General features: G+C 58.6%; 14 protein-coding genes. 12 read left to right on the forward strand and 2 right to left on the reverse strand.

The annotated features are described in order from the left end of the window. Positions 1-201 precede the first annotated feature (201 nt). On the reverse strand, positions 202-3,732 hold the full coding sequence (smc, locus tag D3870_RS09500) for a chromosome segregation protein SMC (protein WP_119738585.1): 3,531 nt from the start codon (positions 3,730-3,732) through the stop codon (positions 202-204). Positions 3,733-3,953: 221 nt separating this feature from the next. Here smc and dapC point away from each other — a divergent pair, with 221 nt between their 5' ends. From dapC to D3870_RS09550, 10 genes are all read left to right on the forward strand, one after another. Next, the gene (gene dapC / locus D3870_RS09505) at positions 3,954-5,156 is read left to right on the forward strand and encodes a succinyldiaminopimelate transaminase (protein WP_119738587.1); all 1,203 of its coding nucleotides are present in this window, start codon (positions 3,954-3,956) and stop codon (positions 5,154-5,156) included. Between the two features lie 23 nt (positions 5,157-5,179). Further along, on the forward strand, positions 5,180-6,007 hold the full coding sequence (gene dapD / locus D3870_RS09510; RefSeq protein ID WP_119738589.1) for a 2,3,4,5-tetrahydropyridine-2,6-dicarboxylate N-succinyltransferase: 828 nt from the start codon (positions 5,180-5,182) through the stop codon (positions 6,005-6,007). Positions 6,008-6,065: 58 nt separating this feature from the next. Further along, on the forward strand, positions 6,066-7,202 hold the full coding sequence (locus D3870_RS09515; protein ID WP_119738591.1) for a PilT/PilU family type 4a pilus ATPase: 1,137 nt from the start codon (positions 6,066-6,068) through the stop codon (positions 7,200-7,202). A gap of 4 nt (positions 7,203-7,206) precedes the next feature. After that, a complete protein-coding gene (locus tag D3870_RS09520; RefSeq protein ID WP_119738593.1) occupies positions 7,207-7,560 on the forward strand; it encodes an ArsC family reductase in 354 nt (117 codons plus the stop codon). Between the two features lie 3 nt (positions 7,561-7,563). Beyond that, a complete protein-coding gene (dapE, locus tag D3870_RS09525; RefSeq protein WP_119738595.1) occupies positions 7,564-8,691 on the forward strand; it encodes a succinyl-diaminopimelate desuccinylase in 1,128 nt (375 codons plus the stop codon). Between the two features lie 94 nt (positions 8,692-8,785). Next, positions 8,786-9,676 (forward strand): 50S ribosomal protein L3 N(5)-glutamine methyltransferase, encoded by an 891-nt coding sequence (prmB, locus tag D3870_RS09530; RefSeq protein ID WP_119738597.1) that lies wholly within the window; start codon positions 8,786-8,788, stop codon positions 9,674-9,676. Beyond that, complete coding sequence (locus tag D3870_RS09535; RefSeq protein ID WP_119738599.1) at positions 9,673-11,646, forward strand: ATP-binding cassette domain-containing protein; 1,974 nt, start codon at positions 9,673-9,675, stop codon at positions 11,644-11,646. Before prmB ends, D3870_RS09535 begins: the two co-directional genes overlap by 4 nt. Positions 11,647-11,760: 114 nt before the next feature. Then, positions 11,761-12,900, forward strand: a complete 1,140-nt coding sequence (locus D3870_RS09540; RefSeq protein ID WP_119738601.1) for a CaiB/BaiF CoA transferase family protein — start codon at positions 11,761-11,763, stop codon at positions 12,898-12,900. A 48-nt stretch (positions 12,901-12,948) separates the two neighbouring features. After that, the gene (locus D3870_RS09545; RefSeq protein WP_119738602.1) at positions 12,949-13,518 is read left to right on the forward strand and encodes a GNAT family N-acetyltransferase; all 570 of its coding nucleotides are present in this window, start codon (positions 12,949-12,951) and stop codon (positions 13,516-13,518) included. Between the two features lie 51 nt (positions 13,519-13,569). Then, a complete protein-coding gene (locus D3870_RS09550; RefSeq protein WP_119738604.1) occupies positions 13,570-14,412 on the forward strand; it encodes a Rossmann-like and DUF2520 domain-containing protein in 843 nt (280 codons plus the stop codon). Between the two features lie 30 nt (positions 14,413-14,442). Here D3870_RS09550 and D3870_RS09555 read toward each other — a convergent pair whose 3' ends face one another. After that, positions 14,443-14,988 carry a hypothetical protein gene (locus tag D3870_RS09555; RefSeq protein WP_147375760.1) on the reverse strand — a complete coding sequence of 182 codons (546 nt, stop codon included), beginning with the start codon at positions 14,986-14,988 and terminating at the stop codon, positions 14,443-14,445. A gap of 39 nt (positions 14,989-15,027) precedes the next feature. Here D3870_RS09555 and ompR point away from each other — a divergent pair, with 39 nt between their 5' ends. Together ompR and D3870_RS09565 are read left to right on the forward strand one after the other, a co-directional pair. Further along, the gene (ompR, locus tag D3870_RS09560; protein ID WP_119738608.1) at positions 15,028-15,798 is read left to right on the forward strand and encodes an osmolarity response regulator transcription factor OmpR; all 771 of its coding nucleotides are present in this window, start codon (positions 15,028-15,030) and stop codon (positions 15,796-15,798) included. Between the two features lie 163 nt (positions 15,799-15,961). After that, on the forward strand, positions 15,962-17,332 hold the full coding sequence (locus D3870_RS09565; RefSeq protein WP_119738610.1) for an ATP-binding protein: 1,371 nt from the start codon (positions 15,962-15,964) through the stop codon (positions 17,330-17,332). The last annotated feature ends 92 nt before the right edge of the window (positions 17,333-17,424 follow it).

The raw sequence follows: 17,424 nt of genomic DNA on the forward strand, positions 1-17,424 counted from the left end.
AGCAACATCATTTCGGCGAAGTCATGAACCTAGTGTCCTGAATTCGAAAATCGCTGCATAAAAGATGACGAGAATCGCACCGATACCGCGTCAAAAATGCTCGCAAGGCCTCGGCCTTGCTGCGCTTTTTTTCCTTGTCTCGTCGCGATTTCATCACTTTTATTTGCAACGAATTTCAAACTCAGGACATTAGTGCCTGAGCTACGCCGCCTGCGCCTCCGACGCGAAGTTCGCCGCCGACTCCATATCCACTGCCACGATACGGGACACACCCTGCTCCTGCATCGTCACACCGATCAGTTGCTGCGCCATCTCCATCGCAATCTTGTTGTGCGAGATGAAGAGGAATTGCGTCTGCGATGACATGCGCTTGACCATGTTGCAGAAGCGTTCGGTGTTGGCGTCATCCAACGGCGCGTCCACCTCGTCGAGCAAGCAAAACGGCGCGGGATTCAACTGGAACATGGAGAACACCAGCGCAGTCGCGGTCAGCGCTTTTTCGCCACCCGACAGCAGATGAATCGTCGCATTCTTCTTGCCGGGCGGCTGCGCCATCACCTGCACGCCGGAATCGAGAATTTCTTCGCCGGTCATGGTGAGCTTGGCGTTGCCGCCGCCGAACAGGATCGGGAACAGTTCGCCGAATTCCTTGTTGACCCTATCGAAGGTATCCTGCAACAGCTCGCGGGTTTCCTTGTCGATCTTGTGGATCGCATCTTCGAGCGTCGTGATTGCTTCGGTCAGATCGGCATTTTGCGCATCGAGGAAATTCTTGCGCTCGGATGCCTGTACGAGTTCGTCGAGCGCAGCGAGGTTGACCGCGCCCAAGGCAGCGATGGCATTGTTCAGGCGCGTGACTTCACCTTGCAGATATGAGGCCTTCATGTCCGGACTGAGCTTTTCGGCCAGCGCGGCTTCGTCGGCCTGCGCTTCGGCGAGCTGCTGCGTGTACTGTTCCTGATTCAGACGCGCCGCCTGCTCCTTCAGTTGCAATTCCATGATGCGATCGCGCTGTGGCTGCAAGCTGCGTTCGCCTTGCATGCGCGCCTCTTCCTGATGGCGCAATTTCTGCGTCAATTGATCCAGTTCGTGGCGAGCATCCGCTAACGCCCGCTCCTGGTCGGTCCGCTTTTCCAGCAGCGATTGCAGGCCGGCCTGTGCCGCCTGATCATCCAGGCTTTCCAGCTCCAGATGCCCCTGCTGCATGTTCGCGAACAATTGCGCCGCCTGCTCCTGCGCGGTGGCAATGCTGCGCCTCAATTCCTCGATCTTGTTGCGATGCGATTTTTCGGCGAACTCGGCTTCCTGCGCCGCACGCTCAAGTTCACGCAGACGCTGCCGCGCATCATTCAACTGCTGCTCTTTGGAGAGATAGTCGGTCTGCCCTTCTTCGTGCTTTTCCTGCAGCTCAGCCAGTTCGATATCCAGTTGCTCGAATTTCGCTTCCGATTCGACCTTGATCTGCTGCTGCTCGGCTTCCTGCGCGGCGATTTCGGCGAGATCGGTTTCGATCTGCGAGCTGCGCTGGTTGAAGCGTTCCTGCACTTCCGACAGTTTCATCACGTCGATCTGCAAACCGTGCACGGTCTGCGTCAGCGTATTGACGCGCTGGCGCATTTCCTGCAGCCGCTGTGTCGCCTGCGATACGGCAGCTTCCGCGCGGACGGCGCGCGATTTCGCCTCGTCGGCCAGCATCTGCTGCGCGCGCAGCTGTTTGGTGATGTTGTCGATTTCCTGCTGGCGCGCGAGCATGCCGTCCTGCTCGGAATCGGACGCATAGAAACGCACGCTCGACTTGCCGATCACATGCCCCTGCTTCGTCACGAAACAGCCGCCGACCGGTAACTTGGCGCGATCGACGAACGCGGCATTGACATCATCTGCAACAAAGACGTTGCACAGCCAGTCCTGCATCAATGCACGCAGCCCCGGATCGTTCAATTGCAACAGATTCAGGAACGGCTTCAGTCCCGCCGGGGCTTCGGTGTTGGCAGCTGCACTGCTGCCGTTTGGCGTAAACAAGGCCAGCTTCGCGGGAGGAGCGTCGCTGAAAAACGCCTTCGCCCAATCCAGATTCGACACTTCCAGCGCCGAGGTTCGTTCGCGCAGCACCGACTCCAGCGCGGTTTCCCATCCCTGATCGATATGCAGCTTTTGCCACAGGCGCGGCAGCTCGCCGAGCTCGTGCTTCTTCAGCCAAGGCTGCACCTTGCCTTGCGTCTGCACGTTCTCCTGCAATTGCTTCAAGGCAGCCAGACGCGCCTCCAATTGCGCATTGTTCGCGGTTTCGGTATTGACCTGCTGCTGCGCGGCACGACGCTCTTCCTCCAGCTTTGGCTGCTGTTCCTGCGCAATCTCCAGATGCTGCCTTGCCTCTTCCATGGCTGCCTGCTTTTCTTCCAGCTGCATCTTCATGTTGGAAAGATGCGCCGTATCCGGCAGGCTCAAGCCGCTTTTCTCCTGCGACAGGCGCTCGCGACGCGTCGTCAGATTGGCGAGAATATTGGAGGCATTGCGTTGATGCGCGGACTCCAGTTCGATCTGTTGCTGAATCTGCATGATCCTGCCGCGCGACTCGGTGGTTTTCAATTGCGATTCGCGCCAGGCTTGCTCCAGTTCCGGCAGGCTGTCATGACGCTGCTGCGCCGCCTGCTGCGCCTGCTCGACGCGGGCGGCAGTTTCTTCCAGATGCATTTCGGCTTCGGCCAAGTCTTCCTGATGCTGCTGACCCTGACGTTGCCACTGATCGCGCTGTGCGGTCAGGGAATTGAGTTGCGATTGCAGCCGGTTGCGCGATTCGATGACGAACTTGATCTGTGCTTCGAGACTGCCAATCTCTGAATTGGTCTGATACAGGTGACCTTGCGCCTGATGCATGCGGTCGCCGGCGCCGTAATGTGCCTGACGCATGTGCTCGAGTTCGGTCTCGACATGACGCAGTTTCGCGGTCTGTTCTTCGAGATCGATCTGCGCCCTTTCGATATCGCGAAAATGCTTTTCCTGCTCCGCCTTGGCTTCATTCTTGCGCAACAGCCACAGCAATTTCTGCTTCTCGTCCTGATCGGCTTGCAGCTCGCGGAATTTTTGCGCCACTGCGGCTTGGGCTTCCAGCTTTTCCAGGTTGGCGTTCAATTCGCGCAGGATGTCTTCCACGCGGGTCAGATTCTCGCGCGTATCGTGCAACCGGTTTTCCGTTTCCCGACGACGCTCCTTGTATTTGGACACGCCGGCGGCTTCTTCCAGGAAGATGCGCAATTCTTCCGGGCGCGCTTCGATGATGCGCGAAATCATGCCCTGCCCGATGATCGCGTAGGCGCGCGGGCCAAGACCCGTGCCGAGGAAGATGTCCTGAATGTCGCGGCGGCGTACCGACTGGTTATTGATGTAGTAGGTAGAGGTGCCATCGCGAGTCAACGTCCGCTTGACCGCAATTTCCGCATATTGGCTCCATTGTCCCGCCGCGCGGCCATCGCTGTTGTCGAACACCAGCTCGACCGAGGCGCGCCCCGCCGGTTTGCGGTTGGTCGAACCGTTGAAAATCACGTCTTGCATCGATTCGCCGCGCAACTCGGACGCCTTGGATTCGCCCAATACCCAGCGCACTGCGTCGATGATGTTGGACTTGCCACAACCGTTGGGACCGACGACGCCGACCAGCTGGCCCGGCACCTGGAAATTGGTTGGATCGACGAAGGACTTGAATCCCGATAATTTGATGGAAGTTAGACGCACGTTATCGACTGTTCCGAAAATAAGCTGGCAAAAACCTCAATGCCACGCTTGTATTTGAAAATGACGGGAAACCCGAAACGAAGGGCTGAAGAAGCGGCTAATCATATCATTTCAGAGTTGCCGTCCATCACGTCCCGCATGATTGCCGCAGGCGCTGCAAGGGGGTGAACGGTATAATTCTGCCTTTGGCCTTTTGACACCCATTCGCCCCCAAATTCCAAGTGAATCCGCTACTCGACAAGCTTCAACCCTACCCTTTCGAAAAGCTGAAACAGCTCTTTTCCGACATCAAGCCGAATGATGCCTACAAGGCAATCAGCTTGGGTATCGGCGAACCAAAACATCCGACTCCGGCATTCATCCAGAAAGCCTTGGCCGACAATCTGAACGGTCTGGCGAACTACCCCACAACGGCCGGCTCCGATGCCTTGCGTTCCGCGATTGCCGGCTGGCTGGAACGGCGCTATGGTTTGCCAAAATTCAATGCCGCCACGCAAATCCTGCCGGTAAACGGATCGCGGGAAGCGTTGTTCTCTCTCGCGCAAACCATCGTGAATCCGGTGCCGGGTGCATTGGTGATGTGCCCCAATCCGTTCTACCAGATCTATGAGGGCGCAACTTACCTGGCCGGCGCGCAACCGTATTTCGTCAACTCCGATCCGGCCCGCAATTTCGCCCCCGATTTCAAGACCGTCCCGGCCGACGTATGGCCAAATGTGCAACTGCTTTACATCTGTTCGCCCGGCAATCCGACCGGCGCGGTGCTGACGCTGGAGGACTGGAAAGAGCTGTTTGACTTGTCAGACCGTTACGGGTTCGTCATCGCAGCGGACGAGTGCTATTCAGAAATCTATTTCAAGTCCGAAGCGCCGCTGGGTGGACTTGAGGCGGCGCACAAACTCGGGCGAACCGGCTATCCGCGTCTGATCGCCTTTTCCAGCCTGTCGAAGCGCTCGAATGTACCGGGCATGCGCTCAGGCTTTGTCGCGGGTGATGCCGACATCCTGAAAAAATTCCTGCTTTACCGCACCTACCATGGCAGCGCCATGAGTCCTTCCGTGCAGGCCGCTTCAGTCGCCGCATGGCGTGACGAAGAACATGTGGCGGAAAACCGCGCGAAATACGTCGCAAAATTCACGCAAATCACGCCGATGCTGCAGGAAGTGCTTGATGTCCAGCTGCCGGATGCCGGTTTTTATCTGTGGGCAAAGGTCGACAGGAACGCCGTTATCTCCGATACCGAGTACGCCAGACGCCTGTACGCTGAATATAATGTCACGGTATTGCCGGGCAGCTACCTTGCGCGTGAAGCGCACGGCCTTAATCCCGGGCAAAACCGCATCCGCATGGCACTGGTGGCCGAGGTAGACGAGTGCCTTGAAGCCGCGCGCCGCATTGTCGAATTCACAAAGAAACTTTCCTGATCATTTCACTTAACGAGTCTCAAATGACCCAACAACTTCAACAGATCATCGACCAGGCATGGGAAGACCGCGCCAACTATTCCCCCAAGTCTGCTCCGGCAGAGGTCCGCGATGCAGTTGCGCATGTGCTTGAGCAGCTCAATCAGGGCACGCTGCGCGTGGCGCAGAAGGACAGCGGCAACTGGGTCGTCAACCAGTGGATCAAGAAGGCAGTGCTGCTGTCCTTCCGTCTGGAAGACAACGTGCCGATGCCGGCCGATGGCAGCATGCAGTTCTACGACAAGGTTCCCACCAAGTTCGCCAACTACACGGCGGAAGACTTTGCCAAGGGCGGCTTCCGCGTCGTGCCGCCCGCCGTGGCGCGCCGCGGCAGCTTCATCGGCAAGAACGTCGTATTGATGCCTTCCTACGTCAACATAGGCGCCTATGTCGATGAAGGCACGATGGTTGATACCTGGGCCACCGTTGGTTCCTGCGCACAGATCGGCAAGAACGTTCACCTGTCCGGCGGCGTCGGCATCGGCGGCGTGCTGGAACCGATGCAGGCCAACCCGACCATCATCGAGGACAACTGCTTCATCGGCGCCCGTTCCGAAATCGTCGAAGGCGTGATCGTCGAGGAAAATTCCGTGATTTCGATGGGCGTCTACATCGGCCAATCGACCAAGATCTACGACCGTGCAACCGGCGAAGTCAGCTATGGTCGCATTCCGGCCGGCTCGGTCGTGGTCTCCGGCAGCCTGCCCTCGGCGGATGGCAAATACAGCTTGTACTGTGCCGTGATCGTCAAGCGTGTCGATGCCAAGACCCGCGCCAAGACCGGCATCAATGAATTGCTGCGCGACGCCTGATCGTCCCACGCATTGTATGCATTGAGTTGTTTCGTTCCTCTTTCCTTGGGAGTGCGTAATGGCAATGGATCGCTTGTTCCAGCTGATGAAGGACAAAAAGGCGTCGGACATGTTTCTGACGGCGAACTCCCCGATCCATATCAAGATGAACGGTCATGTTTTGCCGATCAACCAGCAGAAGATGGACGATGCGACCATCAAGGCGCTACTGGCCGAAGTTGTGACGGCGGCGCAGCTTGAGCAATTGCAACGGGACAACGAGCTCAATCTTGGCATCCCGGTGAAAGGGGTCGGCAGCTTCCGGCTGTCGGCCTTTCGCCAGCGCGGCAGCGTGTCGGCAGTGTTCCGCTACATCCCGGGCGACATTCCGCGCCTCGCCGACCTGCATGTGCCGCCTGTGCTGGCCGACATCATCATGGAAAAGCGCGGACTGGTGCTTGTCGTCGGCGCAACAGGTTCCGGCAAATCGACCACGATTGCCGCAATGCTGGATCACCGCAACGCGATGAAGTCGGGACACATCTTGACGCTGGAAGACCCGATCGAATTCCTGTTCACTAACAAGAAGTCGCTCGTGAATCAGCGCGAAATCGGCACCGATGCGGAAAGCCTGAAAGTCGCGCTGAAGAATGCGTTGCGGCAAGCGCCGGACTGCATTCTGATTGGCGAGATTCGCGACAAGGAAACGATGTCGAATGCGCTGGCCTATGCGCAGTCAGGCCATCTCGTCGTCGCGACACTGCATGCGAACAACAGCTATCAGGCGTTGACCCGCATCATTAATTTCTATCCGCTGGAAACCCGCCCGTCGCTGCTGTCTGACCTGGCAGTCACGATCAAGGCAATCGTGTCGCAACGCCTGGTGCTCGCCAAGGATCAGGGACGCCGGGCTGCGGTGGAGGTACTGCTGAATACGCGCCATATCGCGGAATTGATGGAGCAAGGTGAAATCAGCCAGATCAAGGAAGCGATCGAAAAAAGCATGTCGCCGGGCTCGCAGACTTTCGAACAGGCCTTGATGCAGTTGATCCAGGCTGGCGTGGTTACGCAGGAAGAAGCCCTGGCCAACGCGGATTCCGCCACCAATCTCTACTGGCTCCTCAACAATGCCGAGGCGAGCAAGAAAACCCAGGCGGAGCCCGAGGACAACAAGGATGACGGCCCGACATTTACCGAATTCACACTCAACGTATGACACGATGACAATGACTCTTTACGGCATCCCGAATTGCGACACGGTGAAGAAGGCGCGCACATGGCTGGATGCAAATGGTGTCGACTACGCTTTTCACGATTTCAAGAAAGCCGGGCTCGACAGCGATACCATCAAAGGCTGGCTTGCCGATGTCGCGTGGGATGTGTTGGTGAACCGCAAAGGCACGACCTGGCGCGCGCTTTCCGATGATCGCAAGGCATCCGTCGTCGATGCACGAAGCGCGACCGAGCTGATGCTCGAATCGCCATCCGTCATCAAGCGCCCCGTCCTCTCGCATGACAGCGGCACGCATGTCGGATTCTCCGCCGACACCTACCAACAGATTTTCAAGAAGTAATCCATGAGCAAAACCCTCGCGCTCACCGAAGAATTGATTTCCCTGTCCTCAGTGACCCCGGAAGACAAAGGTTGCCAGCAACGGCTGATCGAACTGCTGTCGCCGCTCGGCTTCCAATGCGAAACCGTGCAGTCCGGCGACGTCACGAACCTGTGGGCGCGCAAAGGCACTGCGCAGCCGCTGATCGTCTTTGCCGGCCATACGGACGTCGTGCCGACCGGTCCGCGCGAGCAGTGGCAATCCGATCCGTTCAAGCCGACGCATCGTGATGGCAAGCTCTATGGCCGCGGCGCTGCCGACATGAAGACCTCGATTGCGGCAATGGTTGTTGCGGTCGAGGAATTCACCGCCGCGCATCCGGATCACAAGGGCTCTATCGGCTTTCTCGTTACAAGCGACGAAGAGGGACCCGCCGTCGATGGCACGGTCATCGTGTGCGACAAGTTGAAGGAGCGCGGTGAACAACTCGATTACTGCATCGTCGGCGAGCCGACCTCGGCGGAGCAACTGGGCGACATGATCAAGAATGGCCGCCGCGGCACGATGTCGGGTCGGCTGACCGTCAAGGGCATTCAAGGCCACATCGCCTATCCGCAGCTGGCAAGGAACCCGATCCATCTGGCAGCGCCGGCACTGGCGGAGCTGGTTGCGGAAAAATGGGACGAGGGCAACGAATACTATCTGCCGACCTCATGGCAAATGTCGAACATTCATGGCGGCACCGGTGCATCGAACGTCATCCCAGGTGAAGTCGTGATCGACTTCAACTTCCGTTTTTCCACCGCCAGCACGGTGGAGGACTTGCAAAAGCGGGTCCATGCGATTCTGGACAAACACGGCTTCGAGTACGGACTGAAGTGGACGGTAGGCGGATTGCCTTTCCTTACCCCACGCGGCAATCTCAGTGAAGCACTCAGCGCGGCGATCAAGGCGGAAACCGGGATCGATACCGAGCTGTCAACCACGGGCGGTACCTCCGATGGTCGTTTCATCGCACAAATTTGTCCGCAAGTCATCGAGTTCGGCCCGCCGAACGGCAGCATCCACAAGATCGACGAGCATATCGAAATCCGCTTCATCGATCCGTTGAAAAACATCTACCGTCGTACGCTGGAAAACCTGTTGACGTAAGCTCCTTGCCGACACATTGAACCACCCGCTTATTGTCATTCCGAGTGCAGCGAGAAATCCCGGCGCTCGGAATGACACATTCTGAATGCACCTCATGAGCACAGCCAATTTCTCCACCCTGCGCGACCTGCTTCGCTACGCAGTCAGCCGATTCAATCAAGCCAAGCTGTTTTTCGGCCATGGCAGCAGCAATGCCTTCGATGAAGCCGCGTATCTTCTGCTGCACACGCTCGCATTGCCACTCGACAAACTCGAGCCGTTTCTCGATGCCAGATTGCTGCCGGAAGAAATCGATGCCGTTTTGAAGGTGATCGAGCGCCGCGCGACCGAACGCGTGCCAGCCGCCTATCTCACCAACGAAGCCTGGCTGGGCGATTATCGCTTCTACGTGGATGAACGCGTGATCGTGCCGCGGTCTTTCATTGCCGAACTGATCCCTGAACAATTCGCACCATGGGTCGACCTCCCGGAAACGGTAACGAACATTCTCGAACTCTGCACCGGTTCCGGCTGCCTGCCAATCATGCTGGCCGACGCATTTCCCAATGCGCAGGTCGATGCAGTCGATATTTCCGCCGACGCGCTGGCCGTGGCCCGGCGCAATGTCGAGGACTATCACCTCGCGGGGCGCATCAACCTGATCGAATCGGACCTGTATGCGAAGGTGCCGGACAAGAAGTACGACCTGATCATCAGCAATCCGCCGTACGTCAACGCCGGCTCGATGGGCAAGCTGCCGCAGGAATATCTGCACGAGCCGCAAATTGCGCTGGCAGGCGGCACTGACGGCATGGATCTGGTGCGCAAGATCATCGCGGGCGCGGCTCAGCGTTTGACCAGACAAGGCGTGCTGATTGTCGAAATCGGCAACGAACGGGAATTCGCGGAAGCGGCATTTCCAGACCTTGACCTGACTTGGCTGTCGACCAGCGCCGGCGACGACATGGTCTTCCTGCTGACGGCCGACAAGTTGAAACAGCCATGATTCGTTTTCAGCAAGTCAGCCTGATGCGCGGTGTGAAGCCGTTGTTCGACAGCGCGGACCTCACGCTCAATCCCGGCGACAAGATCGGGCTGATCGGCGCGAACGGCGCAGGCAAGTCAAGTCTGTTCGCGGTGTTGCGCGGCGAGTTGCACGCGGATCAGGGCGAGATCGATTTCCCCGCGAAATGGCGCATGGCCTACGTGGCGCAGGAAACGCCTGCACTCGATCGTCCTGCGCTCGAATATGCCATCGATGGCGACGCCAACTTGCGCAAGCTGGAAGCGGAACTGGCGCAATTGGAAAGTCATCCCGAGAGCGATGCCAACGGCACCCGCATCGCGGAACTGCACGTTGCATTGGGCGATGCGGACGCCTACACCGTGCGCTCGCGCGCCGAGCAGTTGCTGACCGGTCTGGGATTTTCGCTGGAGCAGATGCAGCAGCCGGTGGCGAGCTTTTCCGGCGGCTGGCGCATGCGCCTCAACCTGGCGCAAGCCTTGATGTGCCCGTCCGATCTGCTCCTGCTTGACGAGCCGACCAATCACCTCGACCTCGACGCGATCATCTGGCTTGAAGACTGGCTCAAACGTTATCCGGGCACACTCATCATCATTTCGCACGATCGCGATTTTCTCGATGGCGTGGTCAACGTGATCGTCCATATCGACGACCGCAAGCTGAAGCGTTACACGGGCAACTACACCTCGTTCGAGCAGCAGCGCGCGACCCAGATGGCATTGAGCCAGGCAGCATTTGAAAAGCAGTCGCGCCAGCGCGCGCATCTGCAATCCTTCATCGACCGCTTCAAGGCCAAGGCATCCAAGGCAAAGCAGGCGCAAAGCCGCATGAAGATGCTGGCGAAGATGGAAGAACTGGCACCGCTACGCGCCGCTGCGGAATTTTCGTTCGAGTTCCGCGAGCCCTTGAGCGCGCCGAATCCCCTGCTCGTGATGGAAGACGTCAACGCAGGTTATTTGATTGCGGAGAACGGCGGCGCGCAAGAGATGCAAAAGACGATCGTCTCGGGCATCAATTTTTCGCTCCAGACAGGGCAGCGTATCGGCCTGCTGGGCGTGAACGGCGCGGGCAAATCGACCTTGATCAAAACCGTTGCGGGCGAGCTCAAGCCGCTGGCCGGCGACGCCCGCCTGGGCAAGGGCCTGTCGATCGGTTACTTCGCCCAGCATCAGGTGGAAATGCTGCGCCACGACGAATCGCCGCTCTGGCATCTCGCGCGCATTGCGCCGAATGTGCGCGAGCAGGAACTGCGCAATTTCCTGGGTGGCTTCAATTTCGGCGGCGAGATGGTGACGAGCAAGATCGCACCGTTTTCCGGCGGCGAGAAAGCGCGTCTCGCGCTGGCCCTGATTGTCTGGCAGCGGCCCAATCTCCTGCTGCTGGACGAACCGACCAACCATCTGGACCTCGAAACGCGGGAGGCGCTGACGATGGCCCTGGCGCAATTCGAGGGAACGCTGGTTCTCGTCTCGCACGACAGGCACTTGCTGCGCGCAACCACGGATCAATTCATCATCGTTGCCGACGGCAGGCTGCAGCCTTTCGACGGCGACCTGGACGACTATCGCGACTGGCTGTTCAAGACCAAGCTGAACAAGACCGACGCGCCACTTCCTGCGAAAGAAGGCAACGACAAAACGCCGACAAATCCCGCTTCACGGGAGGACAAGCAGGAACGCCGCCGTCTCGAAGCAGAGGAACGGCAGCGCCTGTCGAGCCGCAGGAAACCGATCGAGTCCCGCATCAAGCGGCTGGACGAGCAAATGGCAAAGCTGAATGCGCGCAAGGAAACGGTGGATGCCAGGCTGGCCGATCCGGCGATTTACGATGATGCAAACAAGGAAGAACTCAAGGCCTTGATTCTGGATCAGGCGTATATCGCAAGGGAGCTTGAGCAGATGGAGAGCGAATGGCTGGAGCAACATGAGGCGCTGGAACAACTGACTGCATGAAGTTCGTCGAAGTCGGGAGGGCCGCTGCACCTGGTCCGCAAGACTTCACTCAGCGCTGAATGGTCGCGTTCGACGGAGCGACGCTCGTGGTGGCACATGCTTGGAGGATTGCATATGGCAAATGTTCAGGACATTCACGGCAATGAGGAAAGCGCCTATTCCGGAGCCGTACAGCCAGCCGGAAAACCCCTCGCCGGCATTCGCGTTCTTGATCTGACCCGCCTGCTTCCAGGTCCTGTCGCCACGATGCATCTGGCGGATATGGGTGCCAAAGTCATCAAGATCGAGGATCCCGGCGTCGGCGACTACGCGCGTACGATGGGACATGTGCGGCATGAAGTGTCGCAATTCTTCATCGCCGTCAATCGCGGCAAGCAATGCATCCGGCTCGACCTCAAGGACTCTGCGCAACGCGAGGAATTCCTGCGCATGACCGAAACGGCCGATGTCGTGGTCGAAAGCTTCCGCCCCGGCGTGATGGACAAGTTCGGAGTCGGCTGGAATATCCTGAAGCAACGCAATCCGAAACTCGTCATGTGTGCCATTTCCGGCTATGGCCGCAACGGTCCGTTCGCGCATCTGGCCGGCCACGATATCAACTACATCGGCTATGCCGGCATGCTGGAGCAGAACGTCGGCCCGGACGGCGTGCCGGCATTGCCCAACCTGCAGATCGGCGATTTGCTCGGCGGCGCGCAAACCGCGGTGCAAGGCATTCTTGCCGCGCTGATTGGAGCAAGAAGCAGCGGCCTCGGACGCTTCGTTGATGTGTCGATGACGGATGCCGTGTTTGCGCACAACATCATGCCTCTGGTGGCGGTCAACAATTTCGGCCGTCCGGCTGCGCCGGGACGCGACCTGCTGACCGGCGGCGTGCCCTGCTACAACGTGTACCGCACGAGCGATGACCGCTTCATGGCAGTCGGCGCGCTCGAACTGAAATTTTGGCAGGCATGCTGCGATGTATTGGGTCGTCCGGATCTGAAGGACAGGCATTGGAGCCTTGGCCAGGAAATCGGCGGCGACGATGCGATGACCGTGAAAACGGAACTCGACCGGATGTTTGCGGAAAAATCCCTGTTCGAATGGACGAAAATCTTTGCTTCCGCTGACTGCTGCGTCACGCCGATCCTGCGCGCGGACGAGGCGCTTGCGCATCCGCTGTTCCAGTCCCGCGGCATGGCGAGCCGCAAGACGCATCCGACCGAGGGCGAATACTGGGAAACCGGCCCGGCGGTAAAGTTCGAGAATTGATTTACACTGACGTCATCGCCGTTACGCCCAGGTCAGTGGGCTGAAATGATGAGTCAACCTTTCCCCCTGCTCCTCACCGAACGCCTGCGCTTGCGGCAAATCGTGAACTCCGACGTCGATGAGCTGTTCAGGCTCAATTCTGACGCGGACTGGATGCGCTGGTCCGGCAACGACCCGCTCACCGAGCGATCGCAAGTCGACCATATCCTGGAATGGTACGCAGCGCTAATGACTACCGGCACAGGGCTGCGATGGGGGCTTGAGCGAAAGCATGACGGACGACTGATCGGCACGTGCGGATTTTTCGCCTGGAACAAATTTTGGCAGAGCTGCCTGACCGGCTATGAAATCGCACAGGATTGCTGTGCGCAAGGCTATATGCGCGAAGCGCTGACCGCGATCTTCGACTATGGATTTGAGGATTTGCAATTGCATCGCGTGCAGGCGGAACCGCATCCCGACAATACCGCTTCGATCGGACTGGCGACCCGCCTCGGTTTTCGCTTCGAAGGCGTGCATCGCGAGCAGGCATTCTGGTCCGGCCGCTTCCATGACTTGCACTGCTACTCGCTGCTCAAACAGGAATGGCACGCAGTCCGATCAAACCATGTCGGGTAAAACACAAGCACCGGACATCTTGTCACCCCCTGGCGGGGAAAGGGCTGCGTCGTGCGCAAGACACTAAGTATTGTCGGTTGCGGCAATGTCGGCAAGACGCTCGGCCGCTTATGGCATTTGAACGAAACCTTTATCGTTCAGGATGTGCTGAACCGTTCGTTCGAGAGCGCGCAGCGCGCCGTTTCCTTCATCGGCAACGGCCGCCCGGTTGCGGAGTATGCCGACCTGCGGCGATCCGACATCTACATGATTGCAGCGACTGACGATCAGATTGCGGCTTGCTGCGAAGCGCTGGCCGACGCGGGATGGCTGACGCCTGGTACGGTCGTGTTCCATTGCAGCGGCGCACTGCGCTCGACGGAATTGAAAGCCGCGATCAGATGCGGCGCGTCCGTCGCCAGCATCCATCCGATTCGCAGCTTCGCTTCGCCAAATCAGGTAGTACAAACATTTGCAGGGACCTGGTGCGGCGCAGAAGGCGATGCGAATGCAATCAACCAGTTAACGGAAGCCTTTTCGGCCATCGGGGGGCAGTTGGTAGCGCTTGATGCGGACTTCAAGATCATTTATCACTCCGCCGCGGTGTTTGCCAGCAATTACCTGGTGACCCTGCTTGATGTCGCACAGCAAGCCTACGAAAAGTCCGGCATCCCCCGGGACGTCGCACTCAAATTGATGGAGCCGCTGGTCAAGGAAACGGTGGAGAATGTTTTCCGCCTGGGCCCGCCGGAAGCATTGACTGGCCCGATCGCGCGCGGCGATGTGGCGACCGCCATGAAGCAATATCGCGCGGTAGGCGACTGGAACAAGCGCTTCGGTGCGCTCTACAGGCAGTTGGGAAAGTTGACGGTGAATCTTGCTGCCCGGCGTTCGCGCAAGCGTGGCAAGGATTGATTCGCGAAGGCAGCGAGGCCTTGCAAAGAGTTAGCGCCTCGGCGCGTAAATATCGTGCCCCGCTTCGTCGATCTGGCGGCGCAGCGCGCGGCGTTCCTCCGGCGACATCTTGCCTTGCTTGCGCTGTGAATCATAGGCGTTATTCTGATTCGAAAAATTATCGCCAAGTGAGCCGAACCCGCTGTTTTCAGGATTGCCGGATTCTCTCCCGCGGCGGTCGTTGGCGCGTTGCGCTTGCTGCTCGCCGCCATGCGCCCCCTTGTCGGTGAGCAGCTGAACAGAATACATCCGCCCCGCATCGCGGTCGTGACGGCCGACCTCTACAGCCTGCTTCGTTTGCGCGAACACACCGCCCATGCCTAAAATCATCAGCAAGGAGATGGCGATTGGCTTGAATCCCATTTTCATAACTGCATTTCCGCGAAGCATGAAATTACTTCCTGCATTGATGCCGCGCCGGATTTCATCTATATACATCTCAGGTTCGAAGGGTGATAACAAAGTGTATGTCGCATTGTGCGATGCGATAACCTGATTAAGGTAAAGTTTGTAACACTTTGTAATGCTTTTCATCATGGTCATTGCCGCCGGTTTTTCTGACGTTACCATAGCGCTATGAATACGACAAATCTGACAAGCAATCCTCCCCCATCCCAAACCGCCAGCGGTCATCAGGCGCGCATTCTGGTGGTCGATGACGACTTGCGTCTGCGCGATCTGCTCAGGCGCTATCTGGCCGAACAGGGATTCAACGTCGTGACTGCGGAGAATGCGCAGGCGATGAACAAGCTCTGGATCCGCGAGCGCTATGACCTGCTGGTGCTGGACCTGATGCTGCCCGGCGAGGATGGCCTGTCGATTTGCCGGCGGCTGCGCGGTGCCGGCGATCAGACGCCAATCATCATGCTGACCGCCAAGGCCGAGGACGTGGACCGCATCGTTGGACTCGAAATGGGCGCGGACGACTACCTGCCCAAACCGTTCAATCCACGCGAACTGGTTGCCCGCATCAACGCCGTGCTGCGCCGCAAGGGGCCGGACGAGATTCCCGGTGCGCCGTCGGAAACGCCGCAAACTTTCCAGTTTGGCGATTTTCTTTTGGACCTGGGTACCCGCACGCTGAAAAAGCATGGCGACACGATTTCCCTGACAACGGGTGAGTTTTCGGTGCTGAAAGTGTTTGCGCGTCATGCGCGACAACCGCTTTCGCGCGAGAAACTGATGGAACTTGCGCGCGGACGAGAGTACGAAGTATTCGACCGCAGTCTCGATGTGCAGATTTCCCGTCTGCGAAAACTGATCGAGCCAGATCCGTCCAACCCGATCTACATTCAGACCGTGTGGGGACTGGGCTACGTGTTCATCCCTGAAGGGCAACCGCGCTGAATTGCATGAACCGCCTGCGCCTTGCGCACCTGCGATACCCTGTGCCGCAAGATCGTTGCAATAGAATGTGACGAACTCGCGCTGACTTGCGCGCATCCTTGACGCCGTATCGGCGTGGCGTTCATCGCTTCTTATGCAATAAATCTGCGGAACAAATCACGAGATGCCCATCCACCGAAATCGCCTCAACTGGCTGCGCAGCGGCCTCTTCTGGCGCACCTTCTTCCTGTTGGCGTTTCTCATCACCGCCAGCATGGCTGCATGGGTGGCGAGCATCAGCATCGTGGAACGCACGCCGCGCGCGCAGCAACTGGCGGCGCAGGTCATTTCCATCGTCACCGTTACCCGCGCCGCGCTGACCCATTCCGCGCCTGACCTGCGGCGCGAATTGCTGTTCGATCTCGCCAGCAACGAGGGCATCCGCATCTATCCCCTGGAAAAGACCGACGTCGTCGAGCCATTACCAGACAGCACCCTGCTGCCCGTGCTGAAAGACAGCGTGAAGGCGCGCCTCGGCAGCGACACCAAGTTCGCGGGCAGCGTCAACGATGTGGCCGGTTTCTGGGTCAGCTTCATGATCGAAGACGACGAATACTGGCTGAGGCTGGACCGCGAGCGCATCGAACGCGTCTCGGGCATCCAATGGCTCGGATGGGGCACGATCACGCTGATCCTGGCACTGCTGGGTGCCGTGTTCATTTCGCGCCTCATCAACCAACCGCTCGCGCGCCTGACCAGCGCCACGCGCGCCATCGCGAAAGGGCAGCAGCCGGATCCGTTGCCGGAAAGAGGTCCTACCGAAATCCGCGAAGCCAACCACAGCTTCAATCAAATGGTCCGCGATCTCAATCAGGTCGAGTCCGACCGCGCCATCATCCTGGCCGGTATCTCGCATGACTTGCGCACACCACTGGCGCGCATGCAGCTGGAAGTCGAAATGGCGAAACTGCCTGACGAAGCCCGTACCGGCATGCAATCCGACCTCGGCCAGATGGATGCGATCATCGCGCAATTCCTGGATTACGCACGGCCGACAGATACCGCGAATTTCACCCTGATCGATGTCAGCGGCCTGCTCGCCGACAGTGCGCGGGAAGCGTCGCGTCTGCCGGATACTCAGGTCAACACCGTCATCACCGCCAATGCGGAGGTCTTCGGCAACCCCACCGATTTGCAGCGCGTGATCAACAATCTCGTCGAGAACGCACGCCGCTACGGCAAGATGCCGGACAAGGAAACAATCGAAATCGACATCACGTGCCGTGTCGATGCGGATCAGGTACATATCCAGATCGCCGATCGCGGTCCCGGCATACCGGATTCAGATATGGAACGGCTGGTCCGTCCTTTCACCCGCATGGACGTCGCTCGCAGCCAGGCCAACGGTGCCGGTCTGGGTCTGGCGATTGTCGATCGCGTCGTAAAGCGCCACGGCGGACAGCTTCGCCTTTCCAATCGCAAACCACATGGCTTGATGATCGAAATCATCATCCCCGGTGGCAAACGACGCATTGCAGCCGCAGAAAGAGCCTGAATCTTCTGCGCAGGGCTTTCCCCACCCTTCAGCATGGCGAACGATCAACAAGCGAACCGCCCTGCTGCACCGACATGCCATTTGGGCTACAG

The sequence above is a fragment of the Noviherbaspirillum cavernae genome (assembly GCF_003590875.1).
Taxonomy (GTDB): Bacteria; Pseudomonadota; Gammaproteobacteria; order Burkholderiales; family Burkholderiaceae_D; genus Noviherbaspirillum; species Noviherbaspirillum cavernae.

Excerpts from the sequence above, each read along its gene's own strand:
- dapD (WP_119738589.1), top strand. The coding sequence starts at position 5,180 with ATGACCCAACAACTTCAACAGATCATCGACCAGGCATGGGAAGACCGC.
- D3870_RS09515 (WP_119738591.1), top strand. The coding sequence starts at position 6,066 with ATGGCAATGGATCGCTTGTTCCAGCTGATGAAGGACAAAAAGGCGTCG.
- D3870_RS09520 (WP_119738593.1), top strand. The coding sequence starts at position 7,207 with ATGACAATGACTCTTTACGGCATCCCGAATTGCGACACGGTGAAGAAG.
- dapE (WP_119738595.1), top strand. The coding sequence starts at position 7,564 with ATGAGCAAAACCCTCGCGCTCACCGAAGAATTGATTTCCCTGTCCTCA.
- prmB (WP_119738597.1), top strand. The coding sequence starts at position 8,786 with ATGAGCACAGCCAATTTCTCCACCCTGCGCGACCTGCTTCGCTACGCA.
- D3870_RS09535 (WP_119738599.1), top strand. The coding sequence starts at position 9,673 with ATGATTCGTTTTCAGCAAGTCAGCCTGATGCGCGGTGTGAAGCCGTTG.
- D3870_RS09540 (WP_119738601.1), top strand. The coding sequence starts at position 11,761 with ATGGCAAATGTTCAGGACATTCACGGCAATGAGGAAAGCGCCTATTCC.
- D3870_RS09545 (WP_119738602.1), top strand. The coding sequence starts at position 12,949 with ATGAGTCAACCTTTCCCCCTGCTCCTCACCGAACGCCTGCGCTTGCGG.
- D3870_RS09555 (WP_147375760.1), bottom strand. The coding sequence starts at position 14,988 with ATGATGAAAAGCATTACAAAGTGTTACAAACTTTACCTTAATCAGGTT.
- ompR (WP_119738608.1), top strand. The coding sequence starts at position 15,028 with ATGAATACGACAAATCTGACAAGCAATCCTCCCCCATCCCAAACCGCC.
- D3870_RS09565 (WP_119738610.1), top strand. The coding sequence starts at position 15,962 with ATGCCCATCCACCGAAATCGCCTCAACTGGCTGCGCAGCGGCCTCTTC.